Origin of the sequence: Coraliomargarita parva (assembly GCF_027257905.1) — a bacterium.
In the GTDB taxonomy this organism is placed as follows: Bacteria; Verrucomicrobiota; Verrucomicrobiia; order Opitutales; family Coraliomargaritaceae; genus Coraliomargarita_A; species Coraliomargarita_A parva.
This window is the reverse complement of sequence record NZ_JAPZEI010000003.1, coordinates 327,950-354,445: the sequence shown is the minus strand read 5'-3', so window position 1 is coordinate 354,445 and position 26,496 is coordinate 327,950. Positions and strand designations below refer to the sequence as shown.

The 26,496-nt window shown below is 53.6% G+C and carries 13 protein-coding genes; 7 read left to right on the top strand and 6 right to left on the bottom strand.

Annotated elements, in window-relative coordinates; genetic code table 11:
• Positions 1-278 precede the first annotated feature (278 nt).
• From O2597_RS05840 to O2597_RS05820, 5 genes are all read right to left on the bottom strand, one after another.
• Positions 279-4,328, bottom strand: coding sequence for a PA14 domain-containing protein (locus O2597_RS05840; RefSeq protein WP_269523325.1), 4,050 nt, complete (start codon positions 4,326-4,328; stop codon positions 279-281).
• A 519-nt stretch (positions 4,329-4,847) separates the two neighbouring features.
• Positions 4,848-6,221 (bottom strand): GH39 family glycosyl hydrolase, encoded by a 1,374-nt coding sequence (locus O2597_RS05835; RefSeq protein WP_269523324.1) that lies wholly within the window; start codon positions 6,219-6,221, stop codon positions 4,848-4,850.
• Between the two features lie 193 nt (positions 6,222-6,414).
• The gene (locus tag O2597_RS05830) at positions 6,415-7,671 is read right to left on the bottom strand and encodes an SGNH/GDSL hydrolase family protein (RefSeq protein WP_269523323.1); all 1,257 of its coding nucleotides are present in this window, start codon (positions 7,669-7,671) and stop codon (positions 6,415-6,417) included.
• Positions 7,672-7,855: 184 nt separating this feature from the next.
• Positions 7,856-8,860: a Gfo/Idh/MocA family protein gene (locus O2597_RS05825; RefSeq protein ID WP_269523322.1), complete on the bottom strand. Its 1,005-nt coding sequence runs from the start codon at positions 8,858-8,860 to the stop codon at positions 7,856-7,858.
• A gap of 52 nt (positions 8,861-8,912) precedes the next feature.
• On the bottom strand, positions 8,913-11,057 hold the full coding sequence (locus O2597_RS05820) for a glycoside hydrolase family 52 protein (protein WP_269523321.1): 2,145 nt from the start codon (positions 11,055-11,057) through the stop codon (positions 8,913-8,915).
• A 381-nt stretch (positions 11,058-11,438) separates the two neighbouring features.
• On the opposite strand from O2597_RS05820, the gene O2597_RS05815 reads away from it, so the two are divergent.
• The 3 genes from O2597_RS05815 to O2597_RS05805 all read left to right on the top strand — a co-directional run bounded on the left by O2597_RS05815 (position 11,439) and on the right by O2597_RS05805 (position 17,350).
• Positions 11,439-14,930 (top strand): hypothetical protein, encoded by a 3,492-nt coding sequence (locus tag O2597_RS05815; protein ID WP_269523320.1) that lies wholly within the window; start codon positions 11,439-11,441, stop codon positions 14,928-14,930.
• A 313-nt stretch (positions 14,931-15,243) separates the two neighbouring features.
• Positions 15,244-15,972: a hypothetical protein gene (locus O2597_RS05810; protein ID WP_269523319.1), complete on the top strand. Its 729-nt coding sequence runs from the start codon at positions 15,244-15,246 to the stop codon at positions 15,970-15,972.
• A gap of 268 nt (positions 15,973-16,240) precedes the next feature.
• A complete protein-coding gene (locus tag O2597_RS05805; protein ID WP_269523318.1) occupies positions 16,241-17,350 on the top strand; it encodes a GntR family transcriptional regulator in 1,110 nt (369 codons plus the stop codon).
• Between the two features lie 58 nt (positions 17,351-17,408).
• Here the strand turns inward: O2597_RS05805 and O2597_RS05800 are convergent, their stop codons facing one another.
• Positions 17,409-18,272, bottom strand: coding sequence for a hypothetical protein (locus O2597_RS05800; RefSeq protein WP_269523317.1), 864 nt, complete (start codon positions 18,270-18,272; stop codon positions 17,409-17,411).
• A 100-nt stretch (positions 18,273-18,372) separates the two neighbouring features.
• On the opposite strand from O2597_RS05800, the gene O2597_RS05795 reads away from it, so the two are divergent.
• The 4 genes from O2597_RS05795 to O2597_RS05780 all read left to right on the top strand — a co-directional run bounded on the left by O2597_RS05795 (position 18,373) and on the right by O2597_RS05780 (position 26,494).
• Positions 18,373-20,523, top strand: a complete 2,151-nt coding sequence (locus tag O2597_RS05795) for an SGNH/GDSL hydrolase family protein (protein ID WP_269523316.1) — start codon at positions 18,373-18,375, stop codon at positions 20,521-20,523.
• Positions 20,524-20,649: 126 nt separating this feature from the next.
• A complete protein-coding gene (locus O2597_RS05790) occupies positions 20,650-21,693 on the top strand; it encodes a Gfo/Idh/MocA family protein (RefSeq protein ID WP_269523315.1) in 1,044 nt (347 codons plus the stop codon).
• A 3-nt stretch (positions 21,694-21,696) separates the two neighbouring features.
• Positions 21,697-22,656: a Gfo/Idh/MocA family protein gene (locus tag O2597_RS05785; RefSeq protein ID WP_269523314.1), complete on the top strand. Its 960-nt coding sequence runs from the start codon at positions 21,697-21,699 to the stop codon at positions 22,654-22,656.
• Positions 22,657-22,699: 43 nt separating this feature from the next.
• Positions 22,700-26,494, top strand: coding sequence for a FlgD immunoglobulin-like domain containing protein (locus O2597_RS05780; RefSeq protein WP_269523313.1), 3,795 nt, complete (start codon positions 22,700-22,702; stop codon positions 26,492-26,494).
• The last annotated feature ends 2 nt before the right edge of the window (positions 26,495-26,496 follow it).

Here is a 26,496-nt window from a genome sequence, read left to right as displayed (position 1 = left end):
TCAACGCTTATAATTCTTATCGGGAAGCAGATGCAAAACTGCTCGCAGCGTAGCCTCGGTTCTCGGAACCGGGGTTACCTTTTTAATGCCAGAAAACACTCGAACAATCAGACGCCCCCCGAACTGAGTTCGGAGGCCACACCCCAGAATAATGCAACAATCAACAGCTGGCCGCACAGAAAACCAAGTCTGCGACCACGCAGTACTAAGGATTTGAAATTCAGGGCGACAATGGCTCCGAGGGTGTTTGTCCATCGGAGCCATGCTTTTCGCTGCCCCTATTCCCGCTCAAACTTCACAGCGTCCGCAATAACATGCCCATTGGTTCCACTATTGGAAACCTCAATATTTCCAGAACTGCCTGACGCAAATTCAAAGGTTCCCAAATAAATCCACTGCCCATTGTTAACTTCCTGGTTTATCGTTAACGTCGTATTGCCACCGTTGTAACTTACAGTCACGGGCACATTGTCAGCACGGTTGAGACCAGCGGTATGCCGGATATAAACACGGTAATTATCGGTCGTCGGCAGGTCCGGAGCAAAGACAACGGACTTACTCCCCTTTGAATTATTTCCATCATGGTAATAGTCATTATTCCAGCCCCCCCAGACAGATACACTGTAGGTCCAAGACCCGTTGAATGTCACTTCACTGGAAGTTCCTGCATCCAATATTGTCGTGTAATCAGTTTCTGGAGGAAAGAGTTGATTGGTTGGAATATTATAGGACACCGTTGTAGACGGATCACTCCACTTCAACAAACATTGGGAATCTGATCCGGTATTGATGTATTCCAGCTTGATGTCATAAAATTGGCCTGCTTCCAGACTGATCGTAGCCGAATGCTGCCCTGAAGTACTCCACTGATCGATCAGCAGGTTACCATCGACCCAAAGCCGTTTGCCCGAGTTTGCATTCACCGCAAAAGTGTATGTACCGTCATTCATAGACAGTACGCGACCTTCCCAGCGAACCGTGTAATTTGTGGTTCCCGTTCCGGGATAAGGCTCGGACGCATCCCATTCGAATACGACATCAGGATCAATCCGCCCCCCCAAGTAAGTATTGAAGCTAGTGCCCGAGTAGTAGCTACCGACCAATCCAGTTCCATTACCGCCCCTTGGCATATACATTCCATCAATTGCGGACCGCTCAAACTCCAACGCAGCGATCATTTTATGGAAAATGTTCCCCGACACGGCGGTAACATCAATAAAGCCATTATTGTCCGCTGTCACATACTCCTCATGAATTGCAGCCTTATACCCACCCCCCGCAAACCCATAGATCTCAATCGAAGGGTCGACAGTGTCGTAAATATTGATTTTCAAATCGAAGTCTCGGGCATCTGCAAACATGTAACTCGGATTAATCTCGGCCAAGTGAACTTTCATCGTGTAATTGGCAAACGGGGTGAAGCCTCCAAGGCCGTATGAAAGATCCCACTGACGTTGCTCTTGGTAAATGATCTCCCCCGGGACATCGTCCACCGAGTTGATATCAATGCCATTTCCCGTTGTAATAATGCGGTTACCGATGATCCCCATCGGATCTTCCATAAAGCGACCACGATCAACACCCCCACAATTTATGGCATATGAATCGGAGGGTAACAAGCAACTGAATGGCACAAATTGTCGGTTCTGAGAGCTACTTTCCCATAAAAGTTCAGCCTCGGCATCACCACTGGTGTCATGAAACTCAATACGAATATCATAGAGCTGTCCTGCAATTAGTGAAATCGGCAGACCATAGCTACGACCTGAATGCACCGTCCATTCGTCAATGACCAGTGTGCCGTCCACCCAGACACGAACCCCACCGTTAATATCGGTAATAAAGGTATAGTCTTCTGAATATTTCGGTTCGACCAAGCCGGACCAGCGGACGCTAAAATCGTCACTATCAACACCACTCACCGGTGCCCCGGTCCAGTAAAAATCGATGCCATGATCCAGTCGCTCACCGATAAATGTGTCCTGATTGATCCCATTAAAATACTGCCCGTGCAGACCGAGACCTGAAGGAGTATGACTAGCCACATGGACGGTAATGGGACTGAGTTCAGTCACTCCATCGGTTCCGTCTATTTTCCATCGGTGGATGCCGGTACCCCACTCATCATTAAGCCACATGTAAATTGCGTCACCATAAGTTACCATGGATGGCGACAAAGCGTTACCCGTGCGCCCAGCAACAACTTCATGTTCCTGAGTTGGCTGTTGATCGGTGCCGAACTGTCCGACCATCAAACCATTTTCCCAGAAATGAAGGTATTGATTGGCCTGCCCTCCAAGATATCCTTCACCATGCGCACAGAAGACAATATTCTCATCAATGACAAACTGAGTGGTCGCAGGGTAATTCGCATCCCCAATCGATCCTTTACCGTCAAAGTATCTTGCCAAAGGAGCCTCTTGCCAGAGCCATCCATCAGAGCCGAGCTCAATCCCACCAAGTGCTTTATACCAGCCGTAGCCTGAGGTTCTAGAGCTTATCAAAATGCCTCCCGATGTAATTGGAAAGCGTCGACCGGGGGTGCCGGCGTAGCTATTCGCAGCGGGACTGGTTGAAGTCACTGGCGCCGTCGCAATGGCATTTTCACTCCCAAACTGCGGGTTGTTAAAACCGTCAAAACCGGTCAAGGCCTCCTCATAGATTGTCACTTGAGCCAGACCCAAATCCTGGTAACGCAATGCCCCATCCTCGTGTAAAACTTTATTAGAAAAATTAACTCCGGTCTGACGGGCACATCCGGAGGAAGGCAACTCAAGAATTTCACGCGAGCTACCACTGGCTTGATCCGGTGCAACTGCATAATAGCGGTCATTGCTCAACTTCATAACTGCATGGAAGCCTTCGCGTGAATTATCCAAAAATGACTGAGGAAGACCGGCCCGCCAGTTACGCACAAGTGTCCAGCAGTCCTTGATGGGCTGAGAGTAATCAACTTCGTACTCCAGCCATTTGGCAAAAACACGGGTTGGATCGCCTGAACAGGCTGTCGCTACATAGAAATGAGAAATAAAACCAATTTGCTCAATATAGTTCTGCGAGGAGTCAAAATGCAGATAACGCTCATTCGCGGCATCTGCCAGCCAAAAGGAGCCATCCGGCTCAAAAGCTATAAATGGTATGCTTTCATCAAAGCAAAATTTGGTATTGGTGACCGCGGGGCCGTTCACCGCGTTATATCCACCAGCAGTTCCCAAAGTCCATGATAGTGAAGGAACCCCAGTGGAAACATTGGCATATGCTTTCACCTGCTGACTACTACCACCATCGGCAACCAAAACAGAACTGTTATTGGGTGATACAGCAATAGACAGCGGGTCAATTAGGCCAGTTATCACGGAGTTCCCAATTGTAACATTACCCGAACCATCGACTTCATAACGACGAACGACCGTGCTCCCACTCTCCTTGCAGATGACCCAGAAATCTCCGTCACTAGTAACCGCAAGAGCTCCGGGTTCGGTCACCGATATATACGAAACATCATCACCCGTATATTTATCGACCACATTAATTTGGTCGATTCCGCCGTGAGAGATGAAAAGATAATCCCCGGAGACTTGAACGCCCAGCCCCGTCGGATAATATTCCTCTCCCTCATAGTAATCGATCCCATTCCAGGTATGTCCTTGCGTCCCGTATTTAGAATCTGTGCCATTTGAAAATGTTAATTCGGTATTGTCCGTTGCATCGACACCTATAATAAAACTGGGGCGATTGGTATGGCGCTCAGTCCCAGGCAATGCAATGTATACTGTGTCTCCATCTGTTGTGATATACGTTGCAACCCGTGTAAAATCTTCCTCTCCCCAAGCATCCACTGCGTTCATATCTGAAGGGTCCAATCGGCACCAAAGCGAATCCGATTCATTGTATCCGTTGACGTAGAACATCCCATCCGAGGTGTATGCCATGCCTTGCATCGGTGCGTAGGAACCGAGCACAGAAGTGCCAGTCAATGAAGACGAGGTATTACCGATGTAGCCTTCCCATGTGTAAGTTACATTATGAGCAAGAATTCTCACTTCATACGCATCAGCTGGCACGGGGTGACCATTGTCATCCATACCATCCCAATACCCGGTATTGCTCCCTGCAGGATATGCTTCGTTATTCCAAATCGTGCGGACCAATACACCATCGGAGTCGTAAGCGCCGGCACTTGTGGTTGAAGCTTCGGGAAGTGTAAAATTAAACGAAACAGATCCCGCCCAGGCAAAGGGCAAGAGGGAAAGGAAGAACAGTAGTAGTGAAAAAGTGCGCTTCGAAGACGAAGAACACGGGAATAACATGGCAGGGGCGTAACGCATGAATTACCTTTCTTATGGGGTGACAATGAGATCGACGACGATCTGAACATTGGTGAGTTCTGGGGACAACTCATGCAACAAATCCGTCGACCTATCAAACCAATCAAATCAAATCAGGTTTCCGATATATACAAATAGCATACTGGTACGTTAAGATTTCCCAGAGAACTTTAACCGACACCTGCTAGAGCCTTCTGCGTTTAGTTAGACGTGCTGGCTGGGTAGAAATTTGTTTTCCAACAAGGCGGTCGCAGTGCGTGCGGGTCGAGACCCGTGCCGCTGCGACCAACGCCGTTGGAGGCCAAATTTCCCCCAGTCCCAAAGGGATGAGGCTTTTTTCAAAAGTTCGCGGCGTTGCAGAGACAGTCATGCAGCTCGCTGCACTCCTGCCTCTGCGCCTTGCGCTGCTTTTGAAAACCGCACTCACCAGCACGACTAACTAAACGCAGAAGGCTCTAATGGATCGACATTGACCATGACCTCGACCCACAGTTGCCCGTCATGAACACAGTGCGACCACTACATCATTTCCAACTCAATGAATGACAGAGCACAGGGTCCGAGACTGAACGACATCTCCACTCGTTGATTCGCATCCGGCTCGAGAATACAATCTTCAACACAAGGCGCCTCTGCTTCGGCCTTCAGGAATTCCACTTGATCGGGCTTCAAATGCGCAGGCTCACCGGCACGCTGCCATGCACGGAAGCCATTGCCATGGTTTCGATCAACAAGCCAGCGGCGGAGACGCAAAGAACCGGTGACGCCTTCCAAGCTGATCTCCACGCGTCTCGACTCATCCGGGATTGCCCTGTCTGCCCCGTAGAAATCGACTTCCGTCGGCTCGACATGATTCCAAACGAGGAGACGCAGACGGGAACCACCCGGTTCACGCGTCACAATCAACTGACCGTCTTCCGTCACGATCTCTTCCGGATACAACTTGCTGAGAAAACGAAACGCATGCCCGACCGGTTTCAGAATACCATGCAGGTTACACAGTCCGTATTTCCCGGTAAAGGGACGTAGCCCCGGCCCGGATTCCTCAAAGACATCGAAAATGGTCCACCAGGAATAGCTGTCCAGCAATCCATCCATATCTCTTAAAGTCGAAAGCGCAAAGGTCGCCGTCAGCTCACTGTCTTTGCCAAAACGGTCTTCATGCATCGGCGAAACATTCCACTCCGTGTAATGCAGCGGTAGCTCAGGAAAGGCAGAAGCGGAAATCTGTTCCTTCACACGTCGGACCGTTTCCTGCATGTAGGGCTGCCCCCGGTAAACTCGAACGAATTTCTCAGGGGAATCCACTTCCCAACCGAGAGCGGACTCACAACAATAATGGTGTGAGGAAACGAAATCAACCGGAGCGGCATCCTCATGGCAATGAGCCAGAAATTCCGGCACCCACTCATTCTTAGCGGTCGCAGGACCTCCGACACGAATTCGGGCATCCACCGCTTTAACCGCGCGCACACTAACCGAATAGAGCTTAAAGTATTCCCCCTGAGAACCGCTCCAAAAGCCGTCTAAATTGGGCTCGTTCCAGACTTCGAAATGCCAGGTCGCCACCTCCTCCCGTCCGTAACGCTCGACTAAATGTGAGGTAAAGGTCGTAATGAGATTGGCCCATTTCTCATAGTCTTTCGGAGGACTCGTATAGGCTTCGTAAGAAAAAACCCGGTTATCGTCCGATGCGAGCGCACGTGGCATGAAGCCCAACTCCACAAAAGGCTTGATCCCCTGTTCGAGGAGAAAGTCATAAACTTTCTCCACATTGTGAAAGCAATACAATGGCTTTCCGTTTCGATCTTCACGGTAAACACCCATCCAATCGTGGAAAATTCCGTGAAAGCGCATCGCATCAAATCCGATGTCACGCTGTAGCTGGCGCACATGATCACGCTAATCTTCGCGCAAAGTTAAATAGGCATGACAAGAACCAATGCAGCGACGGTGTAGTTGATTCGTCGAACGAAGATTTGTTTGGTCGATTGAAATTGATAGTTTCATACGAAAAAGCGGGACATACAAAGAAAGGAAGGGCCCCCAAGCCACAACAGCTCTTCACAACCCGACTGGATTCAAATTACTCCGCAGGCTCAATAACGATTGTATGTGTAATCGGCACGATGGCCTCACTGATTTCTTTGCGTAGCGCTTCATCTTTGCGCACGACTTTCGCTTTCACATCGGCGAACTCTTCCTGACTGCCAGGTAAATAGCGCTCCATACGCAAAATCGCATTGATCATCTGCTTGATACCGTAGGTTTCGAATACCTGCTTACGATAAATGCGCTGGTGCACATCGAAGAATGGTTTGTGGAACGGGTTCTTGTGGAAATCGGCGGCTAAATTAATGCCCGCAGAAAGTTCTGCACTCGTGTATTCATGGCTTTCATCACCCCAGATCACTTTGGCACGATCCGGCGCGTTTTTCACCACCAGCATGTAGCGGTTCAATGCACGATCGAACCCCATGACCTGGGCCATATCACGTGCCTCCCGATTGGATTCGGTGTCCTTGTCGTAGCAGAAGGGATAACGTGTCGAGCTGACTTCGATCTGACCATTCGCCGCACTGACGATCGTTTGCGCCTCATCGCTGTGATGCGCATCCGATGCGTAGTCGTATTCGATCACACCGATCTCTCCGTCACAGCCGAGTGCTTTCAAAAATGCGTATGCCATCAACAGGTGTCCATTATCCCCCGGATGCACACCGTCATTGGCGATTTTGTACCCCTCACCATACTGGGCCTTCGCAAGCTCCACACCATGCATCATAGGCGAATAGACATCCGCGTAACTGACTCCCTCAGAGACCGCCACCGCTTCCCCGACTTTCGCCAGCTCTTTGAGCGTGTGATTATAAACTTCGGCATCGGAATTCGCCCGCTTATAGCTAGCCGGATCGACAATGCCCGGTGAGCCTAGAATGATCCAACGGACGCCCGCTTCCTTCATTTGTTGCACGTAGTCGGTGGTGTGCCGACGATACCGATCCAGAGTGTCCTGCGTCACGGGGCGATAGCCACCGTCGTTCATGCCGTAACAAGTCGTCACGACGTCCGGTTGAAATGGGAGCACGTCGTTTTGAAAACGGCTCGCCATTCCATTGGCCTGCTCACCGCCCCAACCGAATTGAACCACTTTCAAGTCCGGTTGCGGCTGGCACATGACCAGATAGTCTTCGATAAAGACGGAATACTTCTTCTGTTCCGTAATCGAGTCCCCAATTACGGCGACCACGTCCCCTGGCCGAAACTGAGCCAGCAAGACACTGGGCAAAACGAATATGAGACTCAAAAAGCCCAGTTGAAGGAGTTGGGGAATACGATTCATTTAGTGGGATTCTCTATTGTGTTGAAGGAAGGCAGCAGGGTGAAGCACGATCGGAAGAAGACGTTCCCAGAAAAGCTTGAGGATAAAACGACCCTCCAGAAATAAGACGTAGCGGTAAACGCATACAGATTCATACAGATACCGCAGAGCCGACGAACTCATCGATTTTCTGAGGGGTGAGACATTACCGTTGCGCAATCACCTGAAGCGTCATTTCGCGGGCAAGATCCGCGACAGCAACGCCCTCGGCTGCCGTCGTCAGGCTATCCGAACGCCCCCGAGCCAATGCATCCGCCCATGCCGAATACATGCCCTTAAAGGATTTTTCCTCCGCAAAAGGAAATTCCTGATGTCCCTGCGCATTCTCCAGGTAAAAACGCTGGCTGTCCCGTTCATAGCGGATGACTCCTGCAGTGCCAATCAGTTCGTAGACGAACTCCGATGTTCGATTCTTTGCTGTGTGCGTGTAGGCATAACTAATTTCGACCACGGTGTGCGCACCACTGGCATGATCCAAATGAAGCCACATGTGCTCGGGAGCCTCGTAATCATCAACCCAAGCTCCATGGGCACTGGAACGTACAATCGGCGAGTCCAACCAGAAATGAGCCAAATCCAACTGGTGGGTGCCGCAATCCACCATCGGCCCGCCCTCTTTCATACGCTCCTCGCGGCGCTGATTGAGCACCAGCGCACCCGTGGCATCAGCTTCGAATTTTCCATGCAGGTGCCAGTTATAGATCAGCCTCAAGACACGAACTTCGCCAATTGCCCGCTGACGAATCAGTTCGCGTATCTTCAACGCGACCGGACTGAAGCGATAGCAAAAGCCGCTATAGAACGACAAGTTCGCAGCCGACATCGCAGCGACCATGGCATCGCCCTCCGTCTTGTTCATGGACAAAGGCTTTTCACACAGGACCGGTAAACCGGACTTGGCGCAATCAAGGACATTCGCGTAGTGACAAGGTGCCGGCGAGGTGATCGTCACCGCTTCAATTCCGGATGCAAAGAACGCTTCCAGATCCGTGAACGCATAGGGGATCTCATAGCGTTCCTGCATGGCTTTTGCGCTCGCTTCAAATGGATCGAAAACCGCATACAATTCGAGCCCCTCCGTCTCCAAAATGGCCGGAACGTGCCCATAGGCAGCCACCTTGCCACAGCCCATCAATCCGATCTTCTTCATAAATGTGGTCACACAGTGACGGACACCGCCGAGTGCGCAATGCTCTTCAGCATCAAATGTTACCTTCCCGCATCCAGAGAAAACTCGTGACAATGCGCGGATAGTAACGGCTCCCCAGTGACAGCACATCGGTCACATTTACCTGATCGACCATCGCATATTGTCCGATGATCGCGGTTTTCTGCATCCGCGCATGAACAGCGTCCGCCGGAGCCCCGGCTTCGACGTCGACTTCAAGTTCAGGAAAGACGGTCCGCAGCACGTGCTGGGCAATCGCGATCTTACTGAACCAGGAATTCTTACTCGTACTGGAAAGTTTCCATGCTCCGGTCCGGGCATCGAGACAAATGCCACTTTTCAAGGCATTTTGCATGTGCAGACCAAGCTTGTCGAATAGTTCGCCATGACGCGCTCGCAATTCCTCGACGAAACCAAGGTAGGAAGGAAAGACCAATCCTTCGATCGCGGGCAGGATCCGCGAACGGTTCCCATCTTCAAACACGGCGGGGAACATGCCGCTGTCGGACTCGAATTTCGAAACCACAGCAGAAGCGGCGCGATCGGTCGCTGCCTGTGCTTCGGCCGCCCAGTCGGACTCGTCCAACTGGGCCTCGGCAAAGACCTTCTCCAACAGTGACCAGGCAGCGTAGGCTTTGACCGATATATATAGATTGTTCCGTGCCTGCCCCAGTGAAACGTCCAGAGAATCATAGGTTGTGATCTCGGCACCGTCCGGTCCGCAACGGTCACTGTCGAATTTGAGCAGACCTGTCCGCTTCACAGGGACAGGATGATCGCGACGAAGTAAACTTTGCGCACAAGCGATAAAAGTCGCCCGCTGAGCTTCCAGCCATGCCTTGTCTTTAGTGGCCAGCGCATAGGTCCCGGCACAGCAGATCCAGTTGATGAGTTGCTCCATCGTCATTTGCGAGAAGCAACCGGTAATGTGCATACATTCGTAACTGGAGCGTCCGGGCAGCGTAAACTGGTCCATCACGCCCATATCGTGAACGAAGGAAATGCCCCCCGTCGGGTCGACGCCTTCCGACACATTCAAATTGTCCTCGAAGGAATAGCGCTGGACAAAGAGCTCCAATGTGTTCTTCACGGCCCACGGCTGCCACTCGAGTTCGAAAAACAAATGGTCGATGGTCAGGTCGAAGGTATTGATCATTCGGTACTCACCCTCGTTGACCACCCAGAGTGCTTCGTTTCGACTTTCGTCCCAGAGTAGCTCTGTACTCCCCCAGTAGCTATGCGTGGCTTGCGCGATGAGCCATTGCTGGTCGGCATTCAGCCATGTTGCCGATTTAAGTTGGGCGTCTCGCGCCTCTGCTTGTTCTCGATAATGGGCATGCTGCGCCAAGCCGTGCTGCAGAACCGATTCAAGGCCATCAAAGAGTTTTGTGTAGAAATAAGAAGCTGTCAGCCCCGCCGACACCACCCCGCTCTGATAAAATCCGAGCGAGACGGGAAAGCGCTTCTGCTCGCCCGCTTCAACCCGAAAGACAACCGCGGCCTCGGGCCCCAATAAATGCAGGCCACGATGATCCGTGCAGGCCTTGGGGTAGAATATACTCAAGGCCTGCAGACGACGCTCGACGTCCGAAGGACGCGCCGCAAAACCCATTTCTCGACCGAGGGCAAAACCAACCAAGTCAGTCACCTCATCCTCCAGTGGACGAAACTGGTAGGCGGCATGCCCGAGCCCGAAGACCAATTCGACGGCTGCCTTGCCTTCACGGTTGTCAAAAGAAACCTCTGCCTGGATCACCGGTGCAAAGGCCAGACGCGCGGCATCCTCGGACATGCTTTCCGGCGATTCCGTCCGTCCGAAGGGTGAATAGAGCGTCAAACTGAATTCCGCATGCGACCAACGATCGCTGGCCCACCCCAGTTCTCGCTGAACCTCTTCAGCATCCAGCATCCTGGGCGTATCCATATCCGCCTCGTCCTCTGCAAATTCACTGGTATAAGCCGCCGCGGCAGGGACTTCAGGCTCTTTGTAGAACGGAAGCAGATTCCAATTTCCACCAGCTAAACCGTCTGATTCGAGACGGCGATAGCCGGCAAAGACATCCTGGTCGGCCGGACCTGAAAGCGATTGGCCCATTCCACCGCGCGACTGCGGCAACCCGATCGTGAAACTGGCAAAAGCCCCGAATGGGGAATGTTGGGTGTGGTAACCGAAAGGCATAAGAAATCAGTCGTAGTGATAAATCGAAGGCTCGAATATACACCTTTCAAAGCGGGTCCGCTCAAGATTTATACAGTCAATACAGTTTGATTCAGTTCGTAGGCCACCTAGCCATCTTATGATTCCAAACGTGTAGCCGCCTCAGTCCCTGAGGCTTTACCGTATCGAAAACGCTACCATGTCTTTCTACGCGCCAGCGATTCGCCGAGCCTGCTTACAAAACTGTGACGGCGCGATACATTCGACAGGCTCATGTCAGGCAAGATATCGCCCCCTACCTCGCGAGCGCCTGCCCACTTCCGGGCTGGATGCCGCGAAACACGAGAACTGAATCAAACCGTATAATTCGCATCGATTCTCAGGTGCTACAATTTGACGGCCATGCGACTCCCCCCGCTTTCTGCCCTCGCCCTGCACTGCGCCATTCTCCTATCCGGCCTCCATGCTGAACCCGACAGCCGGATCCCCATTCAATTTACGCTCAAGCAACCCGGCTATGTCACTCTAGTCATCGACAACGCCGAGGGCATCCGGGTGCGCAACCTGATCAGCGAGCAGAACTTTCCCGCCGGGGCGCACACCGTCTACTGGGACGGACTGGACGACCTCGAACGCGATCCGGATGCCGCCAGACACTCCACTTTTCACATTCCCGGAAAAGCGGTCGCTCCGGGCGAATACACTGTCCGTGGCCTGGTCCACCCGGGGATTGATCTGCGCTACCTGATGACGCCCTACACCAATGGAAATCCAGCATGGAGGACGTCGGACAACAGCAGTCAATGGCTCACAAACCATTCGGCCCCCTCCGATGTGATCTACCTACCCGCCGGAGTCGCTCCGGAACGCGAGGGCAAACCAAGCTCAAGCGGGGGGCAACTGCTGGTCTGCAGCCGCGTCGCCGAAGGCGGCAGTGGTCTGGCATGGCTCGATATGGACGGCCACAAGCTTTGGGGGCAACACTGGCTCGGTGGTGTGTGGACCGCAGCCTCCCATTTAGCCTTGGACCTGGGCGAGCACCCCGTGGATGGTGTTTACGCCTACGCGGCGGCTTCGTGGAAAGGCGATAAGTATAATCAATACAAACCTGAGTTACGCCTCCATAAGCTCGTGCGCCCGGAAGACACAGGCAAGGCCCCACGGGACAAGCGGTTCGGCTTTGGGGAAGACCGGCCGGTACTGGAGCCAAATTACCACTATACCTTAGATCCGGATGCGCCACCGGAGCCTGATCCGGAGCAGACCCAGGAACGCGAGATGAAAGCCTTCTATGGACAATATGCTCCTGAGCTGACCGGACTTGCCGTCTTTAATGGTATCATTGCCACCGCAGCCAACAATGAAACGATCCTATTCATAAACGCGCACACCAGCACAGTTCTGGGCTCGGTAGACATGCCCGACCCGCGCGGTCTCGCATTCGACCGTCGAGGTCGTCTCTATATACTGTCCGGGAAAACACTCCGCAGGTATGACATCGTTCCAGAGACATTGCCTCATTTACCTCCAGCAACCGTTGTGGTCCAAAACCTGGAAGATCCGAAATATGTCACAATCTCACACAACAACACGATCTACATCAGTGACTGGGGAAATCGTCACCAAGTAAAGGTTTTTGACGCAGCGGGGCAATTGATCGGAGAGATCGGACACCCCGGTGCCCCGCAAATCGGGCGCTACGACCCTGAACATTTAAATAGGCCTTCCGGCACAGCGATCGATGAGAAAGGACGCCTCTGGATCACGGAAAACTTTCATACACCCAAGCGTGTGAGCATCTGGGATTTGAAGACAGGCGCACTGGTCGATGCCTTTTATGGCCCCATGCGCTACGGTGGTTCCGGAGCCATCGACCCTGAAGACAAGACACGGTTTTTCTACGATGACGATCATGGCGGTACCATCGAATTCAAACTCGATTATACGACAGGAAAATCAGTCCCGGTCGCGCTCCCATATCTCAAAGCCTACAACAAGACAGGACTCACCGGTCGAAATGTGGGGGCCGCCCCCAGCTACCCGATACATGCTGGTGGACGACTGTATTTGACCGATGCATACAGCCTCCACACCACAGGGCGACGCAGCGCGATGATCTATCGACTGGATGACGACGGAACCGCCCGTATCGTCGCCGCGGCCGGCAATATAATCGACTCCAGCAGCCAACCGCTTCCCGCCTTTGAACGTCTGGAATTACAGGCAAAAATGCCTAAAGACTTTGTCGTCAAACCCTACAATAACCTGCTCTTCGTTTGGTCGGACCTCAATGGCAATCAATATCCGGATGTCGATGAAGTCGAGTTCTTCGCCCCCGAAAAGTTTCAGTCCCCCGGCTCTAAAAGCAGAGGTCTTGGCACGGTCAGCGTGAGCGACGAACTCAGCTTCGGGTTTTCTTACATGGGAGATGCCATTACATCACTCGCACCGGCCAGTATCGACGAAAACGGCATCCCCAAATACAATGTAAATGACTTGAACGTCCTTGCTCAAGGCGCCAACAAGCCGGCCAGTTCCGGCGGCAACCAGATCCTGCTCGCCGACAGCGACTGGGTGATCACGACCACACCCGCCAAACCGTTCGCCCGCGAAGGCCTTGGCGGCATTCACAAGGGCTTACCAACCTGGACCTACCCCAGCCTCTGGCCGGGACTTCATGCCTCACACATTGCACCGATGCCTGAAAACTCAGGCCAGTTGATCGGTACCACCCGTGTCATCGGCAATGTCATCGATGCGCCGGAAGGCTCCGAAGCCGGACAGCTCTGGGCGGTGAACGCCAACAAGGGCACCATTTACGTCTTTACGGTCGACGGCCTCTTCGTCACACGGCTCTTTCAGGACAGTCGAACCGCCTCGTGGAATGCCGCTGAAGCCATTCCCGGCATGCTGGTCAACAACCTGAGCCTCCACGAGGAATGTTTCGGTCCTACATGGACACGCACCACCGATGGCGAGGTGCTCCTTCAAGGCGGCAGTGTCGGCAATATCGTCCGCATCGAAAACCTGAACCGGATCCAACGCATCCCGGATAAGAAACTGAGCATCACCGCAGAAGAAATCGCTCATGCGCAACAATGGTCCATTGAGCAGGAAATCCGACGTCAGTCCGAAGAGGCCGACCATGCTGCACCGCTTCAAGCCCGCATCCTCACGCAAGCCCCGAATCTGGATGGCAAGCCCGAGGAATGGGAGGACGGCGACTGGGTCATGATCGACAAGCGAAAGGCGAAAGTCGGTAACTGGGGTAAACGCGATCTCGAGATTCTCGGCAGTCTCGCCTTCCATCAGGATACCCTCTACCTGATTTGGAAAACCTACGACGACCAACTGCTTCGAAGCAGCGGAGAATCCATGAATAACCTCTTCAAGACTGGAGGCGGCTTGGACGTGATGATCGGCACGAATCTAGATGCTCCTCATGATCGACGCACCGCTACAGCAGGCGACAAGCGCCTGCTTGTTAGCAAAGTCAAGGACCGTGTCGTCGCGACGCTCTACGAGCCAATTGCTCACGGCAGCGACAGTGAACCGGTGGAATTCGGCTCTCCCCTCCGTACCATTCAGTTTGATCGTGTACGGCCGGTCGGGGATCAGGTGAAGCTGGCCAGCCATACGGCACCGGACCTTGAACTGGAGAAAAAGGGTTCGATCCAAGTCACCTACTATGAGCTCGCGGTTCCGCTCAGCCTGCTCGATTGGAAACCGGAAACCGGTCAGAGCTACAAGTTTGACATCGGCCTACTCCGCGGCGACGGCACCCAAACCTTACAGCGGGTCTACTGGCACAACAAGGCGGCCGGCATGGTCAGCGATATCCCCAGCGAGGCAGAATTGCTGCCGAGGCTTTGGGGTGCTGTGCTTATCGAGTGAGTTGGGGCGCGATAAGGATATCGCAACTTACCCGAGTCTGTTGGAAGGGGCGTACCCCGTATACAACTCCCTCTCCCTCATACGAGGCGCCAGAGAAATCCGTCTTCGAAAATCAGTAGCAACGCCCTCCCGGACCAAAGGGGAGACGACGAATCAGGCACACCCAAGGCAAAGGCATGGGTGTGCCTCCATTTAATAATGATCTATGATCATAATAAAGATCACATGGACTGACATGCCACTTGACGATTTTGAACGCAAAAAAAGAAATAAAGGCCTCAGAATCTAATCTTTAAAGAACCAATACCCCAACATGAAGAAAACTATCAGCGTTCTAACTGCCTTTTCATCCTCAATCGGAATGTTCGCGGTCGCAACATCCTCCAGTGCCTCCGTTCTAGGCATTACAGACATCGGGCTCAGCCCCGACCCCGGCGGCAGCACGATCGTCGACACCACACTGATCACCAGCTTCACCACAAGCAACGGAACCTACTCTGGCCTACAAGGAGCCGTAACAAGCACAGCAAATGGGACCGCATACTATGGACCGGACTCAGTAACAGTCGGGGATAGCAGTATACTCGGACTCGACGTCAGTACAGGCTTTGCGAACTTCGTAACGAACGATGTTGGATTTGGCCAAGTAGTCGATACCGCCGAAGCTTTCTTCATGACGGAATTCTTATACGGAGGCAGCCAGGACGATGTCACAATCGTTCCATTGGATCTGGCCGGCAATCCGATTGGAGATTTCAGCCTCTCCATTGCCTACACTGCTTGGGGCGCCGGATTGGATGCACAGCACATTCGAGGCTCAGGGATCAATTTCACAGGAAATGTACGAGGTATTGCATTTCAACTGGAGGACTTCGAGGGCACAGGCACCCTTTCCGGCGTGGCTGGTTTACGAATCAACTCGGCAAACGCGGACCCGTCGGTCATCGGCTATGCCACTGCCATCCCCGAGGCCGGCAGCTGTGCGCTCATTGGAGGCTGGCTGGCTTTCGCAGCGATGACCTTGCGTCGACGCCTGAAGTAAGACGGAAACCGAGTACAGACAGCAGCTAAATGAGTGGTCACTGTACCAGCATACCAAATTATATCCGGCTTCCAGCAAGCCGACTGGTCACATCCAACTGAGGCAAGGCCGATTCTACAGTTTTGTGTTTTTCGATGCCATGGTGTTGTCAGATGTATTTGCTGACCGGGAGCGAGTGAGAACTGAACGAATGCCCAATCGAAAGCGTCGAAAAAACGTGTCGCCAAACTTTCCAGGATGATGCCTACTGGAGGACTGCCGATCATTCATGCCAAAGTCCCCTGCAGCAACGCCCCCTCCGGAAATGGAGAGCATTTTCAAAAAGCCCGCGTTCCAATTGGGAATTGCCCTCGAGCGCCAGGCTACCGCACACATTCGAAGACTCATTAAAAGCAATGTCATCAAACCCGGCGATCGTTTACCAACGATACGGGAACTGGCAGCCTGGTGGGATACGAACTACTTCACGATTCAATCCGCCATCAAACCGCTCGTCAGCGAAGGCCTGCTTACGCGCCGCCCCAAGCTGGGCACCTTCGTAGCGAATCAGCAGAAACGACTGAAGCGCGTTTGTCTTTATCATGGTGGTCTTCAAGGCGCGGAATCCGTTGATGAATTCTACAACCGGATCGACCTTTTTCTCTACCAGAAATTATCGCAAAAGCACATCTCCACCCTTTCATATTTCGACCGGCGTAGCTCAAAAGAGCAAAGATACATTCCCAAGGAACTGGATGACGGGATCAAAGGAGGGGAAATAGACGCCATCATTGCCCTATGGCACGACATTGAAGCCTACGGCTGGATCGTCAACCTGACGATTCCCTGGTCGACCCCCGGCTTACAACCCATGGGACACACGATTTCGTTCGACTTTAACCGCTTCTGCGAGCAAGCGACTCAGGCAATCGTTGAAGCTGGCAAAAAGCGTCCTGCCTTTATCTCCGCCATAGACAAGAAGCAGAACGATACAATTGGGGAACTTTTTACAGGATCTTGTGGATCCACGAAGCTTTTGCACGAGCCGGAAGTCCTTTGCGTCCCCAGGAAAATACCGAAAGCGCAAGCCGGTTATGAAATTTGCTCGCGGCTGCTGGCCCAAAAAGCGAGGCCGGACGCCATCGTGGTCGACACCGACACCGTCTGCCAAGGCGTCATTGCAGCCTTAACAGAGAGCCAACTTCGTGTGCCCGAGGATGTCCTTTTAATCTCACACGCCAATAAGGAGATCCCCGTATTTAGCCCCTTCTCTGTCATTTGGCTGGCGGTCAGCATCCATGATTGGGCGGACGAAGTCATCGAGCAGCTCAACCGTCAAATAGCCGGGAAAGCGCCACGCAATTCAAAGCTGCATACCTGCGTTATGCGAAGCGAATAAAAACGCTGCAACCAATCCGGATGCAGCGTTTTAAAAGCGTAGGCAATCTGAGCGATCTTTATGCACGGCGCTGTCGGCGCATACAAAGAAGCATGGACAGAGAAAAAAGCCCAGCGATCGCTGCAGAAGTTGAAGGCTCCGGAATCACAATAAATCCAAGCTGACTGAAACGGTAATCGCCGAGCGTGCCTCCGTCGTCGCCGATGCGATCGAATTCAACTCGACCAATTCCTTGGGATGCCCCCGCTTCAATCGCACTCCACACGAGATTGGTATTACCAGAAGCTCCGGATGTGCTGAATGTGCCAATGACATTTCCTCCGACTGCTGCATCGTAGACAGTCACATCAAAGCCGCGAATGACGGTATAGCTGATCGCAAAGGCAGCTACATTCTCAGAGAAAGTAATGGTTAACAACTGGTCGAGATTGGATCCGCCTCCCGCACTGATTAAGTGGTCCGACAAGTCTCCACCATCCGTAATGAAACGGGCTGCTATGCCGGTATCCACGATCGATATATCCAGATCGCTGGAATAAGCAGATAACAGGCTCCCGTAGCTGCCTGCCTTGGTGTAGGTGAGATCGCCGAGATATGTTGAAAAGTTCCCGAGGTTGGGAATACTGGAATCGGCGTAGGGAACGCTGATCTGGTCATCAAAGGTCCAGACGATCTTAGCCGAGCTGTTGAACGCGGAAACAGCCTGTGCGCCCGTCAAGGAATCGTAGTTATGAAGATAGCCGTTGCCGTAGTCATAGAGCTGCGATTGGTCGACCAAAGTGTTTCCCGTGGTGTCATTCCCACCCGGGTCTGTAAAGCTAACTTGAGCATTTAACGAGGCATATGAGCCCACAAGAAGACAAGTTGCTGCTAGAAATCGACTGGTAGACACAGCATTCGAAGGCATTAGGGGATTTGTCATGTTTATATGGGGTTAACAGTAAACAACTGGTTTGTTATTGATATATTTGATATGCCGTCAATGTTAATTAGATATTTGAAATCATTATTAGCCCAGCACCATGCACCCGATCAGTCGATTTTGCGTACTACTCCTAGTCAATTTATGCACTTTATATTCTCTACCGGCCGCTGAATGGACCCGGAGCTTTCAAGACGATTTTGAGCGCACAAACTCCACCAGCGCCGGAAATGAATGGGAGGACAACGAAGGCATCGCCAGCATTGAAAACGGTGAGCTGGTGCTGACGAATCTCAGCGGCGACAGCGGCTTCGACATGCGCGTTTCGCGGCCTGGATCGGAAGCAAGCCTCTCACAACGCATTGATGCCAGCTTTGTGCTCACGGACAACGGATCGGATCATCATTGCGCTTACGTCCGGGGACAGTCCCTCGTGCTCAACGGCGAAGAACTTTACCCTGTGATGCTTGCCAGCGTGCGCCACAGCGGATCGCTCTCGCTAACGCTCCGCTATCAGGGCGGCGCGGTATCTTATCTCTACACGCCGCAGGACACCAGTTTCACCCCCGTCATCGGCCACACTTATACACTGTCCGTCATGGCCGTGAACAATTACCCGACCCTGTTCGAAGCCACCTTGACCGACGAGGATACCGGCACACAGGAAGCCTACGTCAGTTACAGCAACTACGGCTTCTACACGAGCAGCAAAAACAACATGAGCCCCGATTTTTTCAACGAGGGCGTTTGTGGAGTCAGTATGCAGGGTGGTGCCAATGACACTGCACGCTACACCGAAATCTCGACTTACGAATGGACTGCAACCGGCGATTTGGATGCGGCCATCAGCCCGGCCGTGGCCCAGCACGACGGCAAAACTTACCTGGCCTCTCCCACCCCCGACAGCGGCACTCCGCCCTACACCGTCCGCTGGTATCGCGGCGGCAATGGTTTCACCCCTCCGCTGACCATCGACGGTTCGGGCAGCGGCTCAGGTGAATTCATAGGCGAAGGTATGACAGTGACCGACGAAAACCCGCCTGAAAGTGTGAGTAATTATTCCATCTCCTACCGTGCCGTTTATTTTGACAGCGGCGATCACGCGAGCACTGGTCTTGCCGGAAACATCATCAACCGAAACAGTCCCAGCAGCAAAACAATCGCCGCCCCCCTATGGATAGGCGACTCCATTACCTACGGCTATGCCACGAGCAGAAACACCAGCACCTCGCCCCCCAGCTACGCGGAAACCTTTCTGAAGAACGACACCGACTTAAGCCAAAGCCATAGCTTCCTCATGACAGGCTCCAATGCGAATCTGGGGCTATCGGGTCGAACCTCGACCGATATGCTTGGTCAAATCAAACTGATCATGGGGCGCGCGCGTCTCTACGGAGCCACCTTTAGCTCCATCATGCTCGGCACCAATGATTCCAAAGACTCCGTCGCGACCAGTCCGGAGACTTACAAGGCAAACATTCAGACCATCATGGACGGACTCTGGGCGGTCAACCCGGACATGCAAATCATCTTGAACAAGCCGCTCTGGTTCCTCCCCGACAGTGGCTACAGCAGCGACTTTTCCACGGCTTCGCTCGCACGTATCGACGAGTATCGCAGCCAATTGGATAAATTGGCCGATGGAACGCGCGTGGTGGTCGGCGATTTAACCGCTTCGGACGAAATCGAAAGCTTCGGCTGGACGGGCACAAGCGGTGTGAACAATGCCGCCAACGCCACCACCAGCTACCCGCCCCAACCGGATCCGGGCGCATCTTATTTAATCGATGGACTCCACCCCTACGACGGCGGTGCCCAAATGATTGCTCAACTCGAGTGGGGACCGAATGTAAAGCAGGCGCTGCAAGGCACATTCACCCCCTTCCCCGAATCACAATATACCTACGGCATGTGGGTGGAAGACCGTGGTCTTTCCGGAGAGGACGCAGCTGAAAATGCGGATTACAACCATAACGGAGTCGTCAACATGGTGGAATACGCACTGACTCCCTACTCGGATACGTTCAGCCAGGATATCCTGCCACAGATGGATGTCGGCGAAGATGGTATCAGCCTGCGCTACCAAGCACTTCGTGACAGCATCGTCTATCAGCCGATGTGGTCCGATGGACTCTCAAGCTGGTCGGACCAAGGCTTCCAGCTCTCGTATGAAAATGAAGAAACGATTGCATCCATCGGATGGGGTCCCGACGGACACCGTTTCCTCAAATTGGTCCTGCTGCCGAACTAAAGTCATATCGTATCTAAAGTGTATGAATTCTCAGCCCGAAGTGTATATGATTGTCTCGCTGCTCACTGAATAAGTGGCTTCGTCTTGAATCCCGCACACTCGGAAGCTCCCCCACGATTATTTTACATGCAAGAAGACCGCCTCACCATCGGAATCATCGGCCTGAACTTCGGTCGTCATATTTTAGCAGACTTGGAGAGCGGTTCAGCGGCCGAACACCTCAAACTCGGGGCAGTCTGCGACTTGGACGCGAATAAGGTCAACGAGTTCTCCAAACAGTATGGCGTTAAAGGCTATACGGATATGGACGACTTGCTGGCCGACCCGGAGATTGATGTCATCGGCCTCTACACCGGCCCGAAAGGACGCGCCCGCCTGCTCAGTCACATCATCCGCACGGGCAAGGATGTCATGACCACCAAGCCCTTTGAGCTGGATGCAACGGCAGCCAAAGCCGTCCTGGAGGAGGCCCAGTCGCTCGGCCGCATTATCCACCTGAATTCCCCGACTCCGAAGCCCAATGCCTTCATGGAGCAGATCCATGCCTGGGAACAGGAGTACCACCTGGGCAAGCTGGTCTACTTCGGAGGCGAAGTCACCGCTTCCTATCGGGAAGAACCCGACGGGACTTGGCTCGACGATCCGGAACAATGCCCGATGGCTCCGATCTTTCGCTTAGGCATCTACCTGATCAACGACATGGTCCGTATCGCGGGTGGGATCGACTCGGTACAAGGGCTCGGCACACGCGTCTTCACCAAGCGCCCGACCATGGATAACGCCAACCTGTGCCTGACTTTTCAAAATGGTGCGATCGGCAATATCTACGCGAGTTTCTGCGTGAACAACGGCCAGTTCTACGGAAATTCCCTCGTGCTCCACTACGAGAACGGCAGCATCTACCGCAACTGTGACATTCAGGATTATGGTACGTCCATGAATGAGTCACACCTGCGCATGGTGTCCGTCGATAAGGATCAGCAGCAAATCACCCGCGAGTGGCGCCAGCCCGGCGGCAGCGGGCAATACGCCTGGGAGGATTTCTGCGAGGCGGTCCGCAATCGAGACATTTCAAGCACACCGGCCGATGCCATCGTTCATGGCGTGCAAGTAATCGAAGCCATGATCCGGGCACAACACAGTGGCAAACTCGAAAAGGTAAACCACTAAGCCATGCTCAAAATCGGTCTCTACGGAATAAACGGACACCAGATCCATCAAGAGCTGGTCGATCACCCGCTGGCGGAACTGGCTGCCATTGCATCCTTTCCTCGAGAGAAGCTGCCGGACGCACTCAGGGACAACGATCGTATTCGTAAGTATGCGACACTGGAAGAATTGCTTGCGGATGACTCAATCGACGCAGTCTGCCTGTGTTCACCACGCCGCGCCGATCAGACCAAGGATACAATCCGGGCCCTCGAAGCGGGCAAACATGTCTACGCGGAAAAGCCCTGCGCATTGAACGAGGCGGATATCAATGCAATCATCGACGCGGCCGCCCGAACAGGCAGAGTCTTCCATGAAATGGCTGGGACTGCTTTTGGGCAGCCCTACTACGCCATACGCGAAATTGTCCGTAGCGGCATCCTCGGAGAGATCGTTCAGATCATCACGGAAAAGTCTTATCCTTACTATCCGGACCGCGCCCAGGATGAAGCCCTCGACGGTGGACTGATTTGCCAGAACGGCATTCATGCACTGCGCTTTATTGAGCACGCTGCCGGCACGCCCATCCAGTCGATCCAGGCAGTCGAAACCGGTTTCGGCAATCCAGTAGCCAATGGAGGCTTGCAAATGGCCGGCTCCATGATTGCAACGCTCGCCAACGGCGGCGTGGCCACGGTGAGCTGCAATTACCTGAACCAGCCGGGATCCGGCGTTTGGGGCGAAGAAAGCCTGAAGATTCTGGGCACCAAGGGGTATGTGGAATCGAGCTCGGGCGGCCAGCAGACACGGCTCGTCATCGGCGACCAGGATCTCGGCCCACTCGACAACGAGCAAGCGTCGGCGGATTGGTTGACTATAGTATTCAAGAATTTCCTAGGTCTTGCAGAGATGCCCTTTTCCCTAGCTGAAGAGCTTTCGCCCACCCGCTGGGCGATACGTGCCAAACTCAGTACAGAAAAATGACTCAGGGCGATCACGCCTCATATACCAAGAATTTAGTTACATCATGAAAAACAGACTCACTCCCCTGCTTGCATCCATTGCACTTTGCTCGGCCTATTTCATCCCCCAGAGCTTTGTATCGGCAGCAGATGCCGATGTCACCACCCCGACTTCGAACAACCGCGAAATCCATGTGCTGCCAGCACCCGGCCAAGTCGTCATCGACGGTGAGACAGGCGACTGGGACCTTTCGGCCGGCATCTGGAGCTATAACGATCCGACCTTGGTGGAAAAGTACTCCGTATGGACCCATTTGATGTGGGACGACAAAGGGATCTACCTGCTAGGACGCTACCACGACATCAATCCCATGCAGAATGATACCCGCGGCAAGGACTTCATGAAGAGCTGGCGAGCCGACGCAATGCAGGCGCGGGTCATCCTGGATGACGGCACCGACGCGGAGCACCAGATGCATATCAACCTCTTCTATTCGACGCCGGAGCAACGCCCGTATATGATCGTCAAACACGGAGGCTTTAAAGCCCAGCCTCCCTATGACGCCACCGGGCCCGACCGCCCCGACCTCCAGGAGAAATACGGCTCCACGATGGAAGCGGAGGGAGGCAAGATCGCCTTCAAGGAATGGGAGGATGGCAAAGGCTACAACATGGAAGCTTTCTGGCCATGGAGATACCTGCGACTCGACGGGACTCCATTGACAGCCGGCGATCAATTCGTCGTTGGTATCGAAGCGATGTGGGGCAACAGCGATGGAACCAGCGGGGCCCACCGCCTGGCCGACATTCTCAAAAACGACCAGGTGAACCGGATCTTTTTCTTTCGTGCCCGTAATGGCTGGGGCCGTGCCGTCATCAGTGCAAAAGGAAACCTGGACATCAACAGGCAGCAAGTCGCCTTACAGGAAGCGCGACTGAAGCAATTCGTGAATTACGACACCGAAGGCCCCATCGAAATCAACTATACGCTGGATGAAGAAAAGGATGTGACCATCGCGATCGATAATGCTGAGGGTCAACGTGTGCGTAACCTGTTTGGTCAATATCCCCGCAAGTCTGGCCCGCAGAGCGATTATTGGGACGGCTTGGACGACGACGGCAAGCCGGTACCTCCGGGCACCTACACGGTCACCATCGTGGATCACGAACCGTTCGAGATGGAACTCTTCAACAGCCTCTACAACGCGGCCACCCCTCCATGGAAAACCGATACGAGCCACCTCATATGGGGCAGCAACCATGGACACCCGATGTCAGCGGCCACTCGTGGCGAATCCATCCTCCTCGGATTTACAGGCACAGAAGGGGCATCGGGCCTGCTCAGTATCACCGGGGACGGTCTGATAAAATGGAACGATCATTACGAGCTCTTGGACGTCACCCTGGACGACCAATATGCCTATGCCTTCTCGCGGGACAGCTGGATCAAGAAAACCGCCATCCGACGCTACAACCTGCAGACGGGAGAGCTCGTTCTCTTCGAAGACGCCGGCAAGAGCCCGAATGCCGTACTTCCCGTTGAGAACGAGCAGGTCACAGACGGCACAATAGCAATCAGCGGAGGCAAAGTCTTTGTCTTCATCCGTGGGAACAAATTCTACCGTATCGAACCGGCAACCGGAGCCATCGAGCATCAAGTCGAAATTGTAGGCCTGATTGCACTGGACGACCGGAACGGCGTCCTGCGGGGCCTATTTGACGACGGATCGATCAAGGAGCTGAGTCCGGACGGTGTTGCAGCCAAAACACTCGTACAGGTAAAGAACCTGAAGGCCCCTGCGCGTTTTGCCATTAGTCAGGACGACAAGCGCATCGCCATCAGCGACAAGGCCACCAACCAGGTCTTCATCTATAATCTGAAAGGCAAACTGAAGCAAACACTCGGTACGGCCTATGCCGCAGTCGATGGCAAGCGTCCGGGTGGTAAGTTTATCTCCACGAACTTCATCCATCCGCACGGACTGGACTTCGATACACAAGGTCGTCTCTGGATAGCGGAAGCGGAAGACACCTGCCGCCGGGTCACATGCTGGTCCTCAAAGGGCCAACTGCTGAAGCAATACTGGGGGGCCGCCGACTATGGCGCCATGGCGGGCTTCCCTGTAACAAATGACTCCACACGCTTCATCGCACATGGTGTGGAATTCAAGTTGGATCCGGATCTGGACATCATGCATCGCCCCTCAATGGAAAAACCGCTGTTCTTCCACCCTGAGTTGGGAAAGACCCGCGGTTTTGTCTATAAGTACAAAGGGCATGAATACGCGGTCTCGGTCCCCGGGTTCAACAAGCAGGACTACGTCATCATCGCAAAGCGGAACGATGCAGGCGTGTTCTCGACAGTGGTTAAAATCCAATATCCGGTCAGACATGGAAACAAGCTGGAATCCGGTTGGGTCTGGACTGATTTGAATGAGAACGGGCTACAGGACGCGGGCGAAGTCTACGAAGGTTTTGAGGCCAAACGTCACTACTGGAGCAATGGGTGGATGCGTACGGACCTGACCTTCATCACACCGGATCAAAAGCTCTTCCCGCTGAAGAAGCTGACCAAGACAGGCGTACCCGTTTATGATTTCGCACATCCTGAAAAACTCCCCTACGGCTTTGAGCCCGATTTCTCCGCCAATCGTTCCGGCACGATTGCCATGGACCGGGCCGGCAACCTCTCCGACGGCATCAACTACGCCACAGTCGACGGACGCACCGGCAGCTATCCAAATCCGTACGGACGTCATGACGCCCCGGCCGCCCGGCGTGGCTTGCTGATCGCTCCCTTCCGGACCAACGGCGTCATTGAGGACGTCCCCGGAATCGACAGCTTCACCGCAATCGGAGGCGATCGCGGCGAATGGTTCCTCATCTCAATGGATGGGCTGTACCTCTCCAGCATCTTGCAGGACATCAAGGGCGATGTCACCCTCGACGAGACACTCACCGGCGGGGAATCCTTCGGCGGGTTCATCTGGCGCGATGAGCAAGACCGCGTGCTGCTACAACTGGGCGGTTCCTCCTACCGGATCATGCAGCTCCACGGCACGGAGACGATCCGCAAGCAGACTCAAGCAATTGAAGTCACTCAGGCACAAGTCATGGAAGGCATCCGATTGGCAGAAGCCAAGGCAGCCGCCTCCCCCAATGAGCCGGAGCAACTCACGATTGCCCGGATCCGCAAGCTGCCCCAATCCGCTCCGGATCCCGATAGTCGCTCTCAGGACTCAATCATCACCGGTGCTCCCACCGCACGCATCCAAGAGGAAGGCGACCGGTCAAAATGGTTCAGGGTATCCCTCGCGCACGACACACGCAAACTGGCAATCGCCTGGCAGGTCAATGACTCCAGCCCCTGGAAAAATGCCGAGAAACAATATACCCACGCCTTCATCGGCGGGGATGCGGTCGACCTGAAATTGGACGTGCCCGGCCGCGGATCGATTCGTATCCTGGGCGCCAACATCGGAGGGACCAACAAGGTGATCTATTGGCAAAAGACCGCCCCGGAAAAGGAGAACCCGATGACTTATGTCGTCCGCAATAACCCCGCGAATGCCCAGGAGTTTGATGTGGTCAAGTTGCTGGACAGTGCCAAGTTGTCGGTGAGCCAGGGCATGCTCGGTTACAGTGTGCTACTGACCGTCCCCCTCGCTGATCTGGGCATTGATCCGGATCAAATCCCCGGGCTCAAAGGCATCACCGGTGTCATCTTTTCGGATCCGGCCGGCAACAACCGGGCCTCCCGGCTCTACTGGCATGACAAGGCGACCGGCATGGTCAATGACGTGCCCTCCGAATCCAAACTTTCCCCCGACCGCTGGGGTCCAATCGAAATCGCCAAATAGAC